Origin of the sequence: Pantoea stewartii subsp. stewartii (assembly GCF_008801695.1) — a bacterium.
GTDB classification, from domain to species: domain Bacteria; phylum Pseudomonadota; class Gammaproteobacteria; order Enterobacterales; family Enterobacteriaceae; genus Pantoea; species Pantoea stewartii.
Window position 1 is genome coordinate 25,196 of sequence record NZ_VZPF01000059.1, and the last position, 8,148, is coordinate 33,343.

Sequence of the window (8,148 nt, forward strand, 5' to 3'; positions counted from 1 at the left end):
GAGCGATAGTGAAAACGCTGCTGATAAAAGATCCTTCAACAGGACTGGCCTCTGCCTACATGGCAAAACAACGTCTGGCTGCTGCGGCTGCGCAGGCGGGTTTGACCCTAACAGAAAACCCGGCGGAAGCCGAACTGGTGATTGTCACCGGTCAACATGTGCCTGACGATGCTGCGCTGAACGGAAAATCCGTCTGGCTGGGCGATGTTCAACAGGCGGTCAGTGAGCCAGAACAGTTCCTGAACCGTGCGAAAGCCGAAGCGAAACCCTGGCAGGCCCGCGCAGCCGCTCCGGCTGCAACCCCTGCAACAGCGTCAGCTAACGGACCAAAACGCGTGGTTGCCGTAACGGCATGTCCAACGGGCGTAGCACATACGTTTATGGCGGCTGAAGCTATTCAGGCTGAAGCGACCAAACGCGGCTGGTGGGTAAAAGTTGAAACCCGTGGCTCTGTTGGTGCAGGTAACGCGATTACGCCAGAAGAAGTGGCGGCGGCCGATCTGGTGATCGTGGCGGCGGATATCGAAGTGGACCTGGCGAAGTTTGCGGGTAAACCGATGTACCGTACCTCAACCGGCCTGGCGCTGAAGAAGACCGCTCAGGAACTGGATAAAGCCGTTGCTGAAGCGAAGCCGTTTAAACCGTCCGGCGCGCAAAACAGCAATCAGGAAGAGAAAAAAGAGGGCGGTGCAGGCGCTTACCGTCATCTGTTAACAGGTGTGTCTTACATGCTGCCGATGGTGGTGGCTGGTGGTCTGAGTATCGCGCTGTCGTTTGCGTTTGGTATTACGGCGTTTAAAGAGCCGGGTACGCTGGCGGCTGCGCTGATGCAAATCGGTGGCGGTAGCGCGTTTGCCCTGATGGTACCGGTACTGGCGGGTTTTATCGCGTTCTCTATCGCGGACCGTCCGGGCCTGACGCCGGGCCTGATTGGCGGGATGATCGCCACCAGCATCAACGCGGGCTTCCTTGGCGGCATCATCGCGGGCTTTATTGCGGGGTATGCAGCCAAACTCATTAGCGGCAAAGTGAAGCTGCCACAAAGTATGGAAGCGTTAAAACCTATCCTGATCATTCCGCTGTTTGCCAGCCTGATCACCGGCTTGCTGATGATTTATGTGGTCGGTAAACCCGTCGCGGGCATCATGAGCGGTTTGACCAGCTGGCTGGCTCACATGGGAACGGCTAACGCTATCCTGCTAGGTGCTATCCTCGGCGGTATGATGTGTACCGACATGGGTGGTCCTGTTAACAAAGTTGCCTACGCTTTCGGTGTCGGTCTGCTGAGTTCACAAACCTATGCACCGATGGCCGCCATTATGGCTGCGGGTATGGTGCCACCGCTGGCAATGGGGCTGGCGACGCTGGTTGCCCGTCGTAAATTCAATAAAGGTCAGCAGGAAGGAGGTAAAGCCGCGCTGGTTCTGGGCCTGTGCTTTATCTCAGAAGGTGCGATTCCGTTTGCCGCTCGTGACCCCATGCGCGTCCTGCCATGCTGTATCGTCGGCGGTGCGGTGACCGGTGCCACTTCTATGGCGATTGGTGCCAAACTGATGGCACCGCACGGCGGCCTGTTCGTGCTGTTGATTCCAGGTGCAATTACCCCGGTACTGGGTTACCTGCTGTCGATTGTTATCGGCACAGCCATTGCCGGATTAGGGTATGCGGTGCTGAAACGCCCGGAAGAAGAACTGGCGAAAGCCTGATCTTAAAAGGAAAAAGGAGCCGCCAGGCTCCTTTTTTTAACGTTGCTCTGATTTGAGCCAGGCTATTTCATCTTTCCAGATATCCGGATTGATGGTCTCCAGAATCAGCGGAATACCATCGAAGCGCGAATCCTTCATTATCCAGCTAAACACGGTTTTACCGATATTGCCTTCTCCCAGGCTGTGGTGACGGTCAACCCGGCTGCCCAGCGTACTTTTGGCATCATTCAGGTGCATGCCACGCAGATAATTAAATCCGACTATGCGATCAAACTCGGCAAAAGTTTCAGTACAGGCTGCTTCGCTGCACAGGTCATATCCGCCGGCGAAAGCATGGCAGGTATCAATACAAACACCTACGCGAGATTTATCTTCAACGTGTTCGATAATGGTCGAGAGATGCTCAAAGCGAAAGCCCAGATTACTGCCCTGTCCGGCAGTGTTTTCAATCACGGCGGTGACGTTGCGGGTCTGATCCAGTGCGATATTGATGGACTCAGCGATACGTTTTAAACAGGTCAGCTCGTCAATCTGCTGTAAATGGCTACCCGGATGAAAATTTAACAGTGTCAGGCCCAGTTGCTCTGCACGCTGCATTTCATCCACGAAGGCATCGCGGGATTTCTGCAGGGCTTCCATAACCGGATGCCCCAGATTAATCAGATAGCTGTCATGAGGCAGAATCTGATCTGATGAAAAGTGGTATTTCTCGCAGGCAGCGCGAAAGGCAGCAATGGTCTCATCCGAGAGCGGGGCGGCTTTCCACTGGCGCTGATTTTTGGTGAACAGCGCAAACGCCGTGGCTTCCAGTTCATGCGCGCGGATCACTGCCTGATCCACGCCACCCGATGCGCTGACGTGCGCGCCAATATACTTCATGCCGTTCTCCTGAAGGGTTCAACTCAGTCTGAACGGCATGATACACGATGACACCGGGGCAAAACGCAGCGCGGCGGAAATTTTTACACCCGGATTAGGCAGGCAAACAGCAGCGCGACAGGATAATATCTGCTGCCCCGCAGAACAGAGCGGCGTCAGAAAGGACAGGCTGCCAGCATGGCGAGCTGGCGAGCGTCTGCAACAGAATGATGCGGGGACTAAAAAGGTTGGGCAAACCTGTCAGTGGCGGAGTTGCGCGATATCTTTTTCGCTCAGGCCGGTCATTTTGATGACGGTAGGGTGGTCAAAGCCGTTAGTTAACATGACCCGGGCAATCTTCAGCGCTTCTTCCTTTCTGCCTTTCTCAAGACCACGCTGTTCGCCCAAACGGATACCTTTCTCAATCCCTTTTTGTTCCAGCTGTTCTGCAATGGTCATCAGTGCGTCTCCGTGTTGCGGCACCCGCTGTGCCAGCTTATGGATTAAGGCGTGCGCATCCGACACCTCGCCCGCCTGCACCATGTAGTTTACCAGCGAGATAACCTGTGATGAAGAGAGATATTCATTTGTGAGAATAGCCACCAGCCTGTCAAGCATCACGGTCAGATTACGCTGATGGATGTGCTTCTGAAGTAACGTTAAGGCGGCCATACGGCGGTGGTGCAGGATCTCGTCGTCAGGGATACGCGTTACGTCAACCAAAGGGAAAGCCGCCGTGTAAAGTTTGCCCGCCTGATCCGGTAACGCAAAGCCATCCAGCCAGCAGAGAGAATCGGGATAGGGGCTACGTTTACCGGTATAGAACAAGACGGGAATGACTAACGGCAGCGTTTGATGTCCGGCTTGCAGATGGCGATGCATGGCGGCCACCGCATAGCGCATTAACCTGAAGGCCATGTGTTTATCCGGACCAGACTGGTGTTCAATAAGGACGTGGATATAGCCTTCGCCGGACGCGGTTTTCACGCTGTACAGCACATCGCTATAGTACTGCCGCAGGTCGTCCTCGACAAAAGAACCCGATTCCAGCTTAAGCGTGGTCAGATCGCACAGGGCGCGCAACGCTTGTGGCAGGTGGATCGCCATAAAATCCCGCGCCACGTCCGGCTCGGTCAGAAACTGTCGGAACAGCGCGTCGTGAGGTGTCGGTGTTGGGGACGTTCTCTTCATCAGTTCCGGCTCGTAAAAATCACCGGTCTACAATAGAGCTACGGGAGGATCTTACCTAATAGCAATGGTTTAATTTACGACGCTTCTCGCAACGCTGGATGAGATGAACACCTTCAGCACGCGAGCAAACGGGCTAACCGGCCTGCATGCGGCCGGTTTAATAAAGACATGAACGTGCCTTACGCGATAAAACGCTGAACCAGCAGGTTAATCGTGCCGCCGCCCAGCACCAGCCAGCCAAAGACCAGTGCCCCCAACAGCACAGGTTTATAGCCCGCTGCACGCAGGGCAGTGAAACGGGTGGTCAGACCCAGTGCCGCCATTGCCATGGTCAGCAATATTCCTCCCAGCGTGTTGAACATATTCACCCATCCGGCCGGCAGCCAGTGCAGCGAGTTGAACAAGGCGACAACGACAAACATCAGGGCAAACCATGGAAACGTCACCGGCTTTGCGCTCTGCTGTTCTGCCTGCTCACGTCGCAGGGCGACGCTCAGCAACAGTAAAAACGGCGCCAGCAGCATGACGCGCAGCATTTTCGCGATAACGGCGCTGCTTTCGGTTTCGGGCGCAATGCTGTGTCCGGCAGCAACGACCTGCGCCACCTCATGAATGGTTGAACCGGTAAAAATGCCAAACTGCGTCAGCGTGACACGGGGAAAAAAGTCATGCATCAGTGGCCACAAAACGGGATAAATAAAAATCGCCAGGGTACCAAAAAGCACCACCGTAGCGACGGCAACGGCCACTTTTGACGGCGCCGCTTTGACCACCGGTTCCGTGGCCAGCACCGCCGCGGCGCCACAGATGCTGCTGCCTGCACCAATTAACCATACAGTTTCGCGGTCAAGCTTCAGCAGACGTCGGCCCAGCAGGCAGGTCACAAAGAACGTACTGCTCAGGGTCAGCACATCAATCAGCAGGCCGCTTAATCCCACGTCGGTGATTTGCTGCAAGGTGATGCGAAAGCCAAACAGAATCACACCGAGCCTGAGCAGTTTTTGTTTTGCCAGCTGTACGCCCGCGTCACACTGGCCGGCAAGAGGCGAGTAAACGCTGTTACCGACGATGATGCCCAGCATAATCGCCAGAGTTAATGATCCCAGACCCAGACGAGCGATGCCTGGCACCTGGGCCACAGCGGCAGTCACGCTGGCGATCAGGCCGCATAACAACAGGCCGGGTAGCCACTGCTGAACGAAAGGATTTTTTGAGAGGGTGATGTCTGCCATGATTACGCTCCTGGTTGAGCGCTCATCATCATGCGGGGCTTGTTAAAAGTGAAATTGATTATAGATTTATAATCTACCGCTATAAGTGATAAGGCAGGAACTATGCTGTTTGCACGACTGAAACGCTTAATCACGCTCATCAAACGCGATGTGCTAACGCTTGCCTTTGCCTGTCGCGATCCTCAAACACCGCTGTGGTGTAAAGGCCTGGCCGCCGGGTTGCTGGCGTACGGCATAAGTCCGATCGATTTGATTCCGGATGTTATCCCGGTTGTGGGATTAGTAGACGATGCCGTCATTATCCCTGCCGGTGTCATGTTACTGCTGAAAATGCTGCCGCGCGAGGTTCGGGCCCGCAGCGTCGCGCGTGCGCAGCAACAGCGTGCACGCGGTAAAAAAGTATTGGGTGTACTGGGTGTGATTTTTCTGCTGTGGATCGCCCTGATCGTTTACCTTGTCGCGCGCTAAGTGATTCCGGAGTTTTCATGCATATTACCCTGCGACAAATTGAAGTGTTTACCGAGGTGCTTAAAAGCGGCTCTACCACCCAGGCTTCTCAGGTGCTGGCACTCTCCCAGTCTGCTGTCAGTGCCGCCCTGGCTGATCTGGAAAACCAGTTAGGTGTGCAGCTTTTCGATCGGGTAGGAAAGCGGCTAGTGCTCAACGAACATGGCCGGTTACTTTATCCCCGTGCCGTTGGCCTGCTCGAACAGGCCACAGAAATCGAACAGTTATTTAAAGAAGATAACGGGGCTATTCGTATTTATGCCAGCAGCACCATCGGGAATTATCTGCTGCCAGGGATGATTGCCGGTTACCGCCGTGATTTCCCCACGTTGCCTTTAGAGCTGAGCGTGGGAAACAGTCAGGACGTGATCACAGCCGTTTCCGATTTTCGCGTCGATGTGGGATTAATTGAGGGGCCGTGCCATATGACGGAACTGGTCAGCGAGCCCTGGCTGGAAGATGAGCTGGTGGTCTTTGCCGCACCGGACGCCGCCATTTTGCTGCAGCCCGTCACGCTGACCTCGCTGGCTGAGGCCACCTGGATTCTCCGCGAGCGCGGCTCAGGTACGCGCGAGATTGTCGATTATCTGCTGTTGTCCCATTTGCCGACATTTCAGTTGGGCATGGAGCTGGGCAACTCCGAAGCGATAAAGCATGCCGTGCGGCACGGGATGGGCATCAGTTGCTTATCACGTCGGGTGATTGCCGAGCAGTTGAGCGCCGGGACGCTGATTGAGCTGAAAACGCCTTTGCCGAATCTGACGCGCACGCTTTATCGCATCCACCATCGACAAAAACACATCTCAAAAGCCCTGTCGCGGTTTTTATCGTACTGCCGGGAAACGTAAACGCCCGATGAATGGTGGTTTAATCAGCGGTTCAACCCCTTGAATTTCAGGGAAACAGGCGGCGCCGCTAATAATTTCGCGCCAATCATGAAGGTAACTAATAACAGCGTAGCATTCGCTATACAGCGTGGCCTTTGCTGCTACAATCGCGCCTTATTTTTACCCAGCGTAATGTTTACACATGCATAATGACACAAATACAACACAACAACCTGCGTTACGACGCGATCTAAAAGCACGCCACCTCACCATGATCGCTATTGGCGGATCAATCGGTACAGGTCTGTTTGTGGCATCCGGTGCCACCATCTCTCAAGCTGGCCCCGGCGGGGCATTACTCTCATATGCCTTAATTGGCTTAATGGTCTATTTCCTGATGACCAGCCTCGGCGAACTGGCCGCCTTTATGCCGGTTTCGGGCTCCTTCGCCACCTACGGTGCCAAATACGTGGAAGAGGGCTTTGGTTTCGCCCTGGGCTGGAATTACTGGTACAACTGGGCGGTCACCATTGCTGTCGACCTGGTGGCATCGCAACTGGTTATGAATTACTGGTTCCCCGACACGCCGGGCTGGATCTGGAGCGCACTGTTCCTGAGCCTGATGTTCCTGATCAATTACATTTCAGTCAAAGGCTTTGGCGAGACCGAATACTGGTTCTCCTTGATCAAAGTCGCCACCGTCGTGATCTTTATCGTGGTGGGCGTGTTGATGATTGTGGGCATTATGCGTGGCGCGGAAAATGCAGGCTGGCATAACTGGCAGGTAGGCGATGCGCCGTTTGCCGGAGGTTTTGCGGCGATGATCGGTGTTGCGATGATTGTCGGCTTTTCTTTCCAGGGGACTGAACTCATTGGCATAGCGGCGGGTGAATCTGAAGATCCGGCGAAAAACATTCCGCGCGCCGTGCGTCAGGTGTTCTGGCGCATCCTGCTGTTTTATGTGCTGGCCATTCTGATTATCAGTCTGATTCTGCCCTATACCGATCCGCAACTGTTGCACAATGATATTAAAGATATCAGCGTGAGTCCGTTTACCCTGGTGTTCCAGAATGCCGGCCTGCTGTCTGCGGCGGCGGTCATGAACGCGGTGATTTTAACGGCGGTACTGTCGGCCGGTAACTCCGGGATGTATGCCTCAACGCGCATGTTGTATAACCTGGCGTGTGAAGGTAAAGCGCCGCGCATTTTTGCCCGGCTGTCAAAAGGCGGCGTACCGCGTAATGCGTTATGGGCCACCACCGTCGTCGCGGGTTTGTGCTTTTTAACCTCAAAATTTGGTAATCAGGAAGTCTATCTCTGGCTGCTGAATACCTCCGGTATGACAGGCTTTATCGCCTGGTTAGGGATTGCCATCAGTCACTATCGTTTCCGTCGCGGTTATGTGGCTCAGGGGCGCGATCTGGGCGACTTGCCGTACCGCTCAGGCTTCTTCCCACTGGGGCCCATTTTTGCTTTTGTACTCTGTCTGATTATTACGCTCGGTCAGAATTACCAGGCCTTCCTGCAGGACACCATTGACTGGTACAGCGTTGCAGCGACCTATATTGGCCTGCCCTTGTTCCTGCTGATCTGGCTGGGTTACAGGCTGGTGCGGGGCGGACGCATTGTGAAATACAGTGAGATGGAATTTCCCCGCTCATAACGGTTAAAAGCGCACGGTAAACGCCGTGCGCTTTTACGTGTGCGCCCGGCATGGGCGCACTCCTGCGGGTGTAAGTCCCGCCATGAGTTGATCACAGCAAATGAAGTGAAGCGCAACTGCATTAGGGTGACCGAGTGTGGGGAGGAAGCGTGGAGCATAAATCG

General features: G+C 54.7%; 7 protein-coding genes. 4 read left to right on the plus strand and 3 right to left on the minus strand.

Annotation, left to right across the window (positions count from 1 at the left end; genetic code table 11):
- Nucleotides 1-8: 8 nt before the first annotated feature.
- Entirely contained in the window at nucleotides 9-1,706 is a 1,698-nt protein-coding gene (gene fruA / locus F7Q90_RS17205) for a PTS fructose transporter subunit IIBC (RefSeq protein WP_006119954.1), read from the plus strand.
- A gap of 36 nt (nucleotides 1,707-1,742) precedes the next feature.
- On the opposite strand, the gene nfo is transcribed toward fruA, so the two are convergent.
- The 3 genes from nfo to F7Q90_RS17220 form a co-directional block, all read right to left on the minus strand.
- Complete coding sequence (gene nfo, locus F7Q90_RS17210; RefSeq protein WP_006119952.1) at nucleotides 1,743-2,585, minus strand: deoxyribonuclease IV; 843 nt, start codon at nucleotides 2,583-2,585, stop codon at nucleotides 1,743-1,745.
- A 240-nt stretch (nucleotides 2,586-2,825) separates the two neighbouring features.
- Nucleotides 2,826-3,755: an Rpn family recombination-promoting nuclease/putative transposase gene (locus F7Q90_RS17215; protein ID WP_006119951.1), complete on the minus strand. Its 930-nt coding sequence runs from the start codon at nucleotides 3,753-3,755 to the stop codon at nucleotides 2,826-2,828.
- Nucleotides 3,756-3,934: 179 nt separating this feature from the next.
- Complete coding sequence (locus tag F7Q90_RS17220) at nucleotides 3,935-4,987, minus strand: YeiH family protein (RefSeq protein WP_151161038.1); 1,053 nt, start codon at nucleotides 4,985-4,987, stop codon at nucleotides 3,935-3,937.
- A gap of 102 nt (nucleotides 4,988-5,089) precedes the next feature.
- Here F7Q90_RS17220 and F7Q90_RS17225 point away from each other — a divergent pair, with 102 nt between their 5' ends.
- From F7Q90_RS17225 to F7Q90_RS17235, 3 genes are all read left to right on the plus strand, one after another.
- Nucleotides 5,090-5,455 carry a YkvA family protein gene (locus F7Q90_RS17225; RefSeq protein ID WP_006119946.1) on the plus strand — a complete coding sequence of 122 codons (366 nt, stop codon included), beginning with the start codon at nucleotides 5,090-5,092 and terminating at the stop codon, nucleotides 5,453-5,455.
- A 17-nt stretch (nucleotides 5,456-5,472) separates the two neighbouring features.
- Nucleotides 5,473-6,342, plus strand: coding sequence for a DNA-binding transcriptional regulator YeiE (gene yieE / locus F7Q90_RS17230; protein WP_006119945.1), 870 nt, complete (start codon nucleotides 5,473-5,475; stop codon nucleotides 6,340-6,342).
- A 181-nt stretch (nucleotides 6,343-6,523) separates the two neighbouring features.
- Nucleotides 6,524-7,984 (plus strand): amino acid permease, encoded by a 1,461-nt coding sequence (locus F7Q90_RS17235; RefSeq protein WP_006119943.1) that lies wholly within the window; start codon nucleotides 6,524-6,526, stop codon nucleotides 7,982-7,984.
- Nucleotides 7,985-8,148 lie beyond the last annotated feature (164 nt).

Excerpts from the sequence above, each read along its gene's own strand:
- nfo (WP_006119952.1), bottom strand. The coding sequence starts at position 2,585 with ATGAAGTATATTGGCGCGCACGTCAGCGCATCGGGTGGCGTGGATCAG.
- yieE (WP_006119945.1), top strand. The coding sequence starts at position 5,473 with ATGCATATTACCCTGCGACAAATTGAAGTGTTTACCGAGGTGCTTAAA.
- F7Q90_RS17225 (WP_006119946.1), top strand. The coding sequence starts at position 5,090 with ATGCTGTTTGCACGACTGAAACGCTTAATCACGCTCATCAAACGCGAT.
- F7Q90_RS17215 (WP_006119951.1), bottom strand. The coding sequence starts at position 3,755 with ATGAAGAGAACGTCCCCAACACCGACACCTCACGACGCGCTGTTCCGA.
- F7Q90_RS17220 (WP_151161038.1), bottom strand. The coding sequence starts at position 4,987 with ATGGCAGACATCACCCTCTCAAAAAATCCTTTCGTTCAGCAGTGGCTA.
- F7Q90_RS17235 (WP_006119943.1), top strand. The coding sequence starts at position 6,524 with ATGCATAATGACACAAATACAACACAACAACCTGCGTTACGACGCGAT.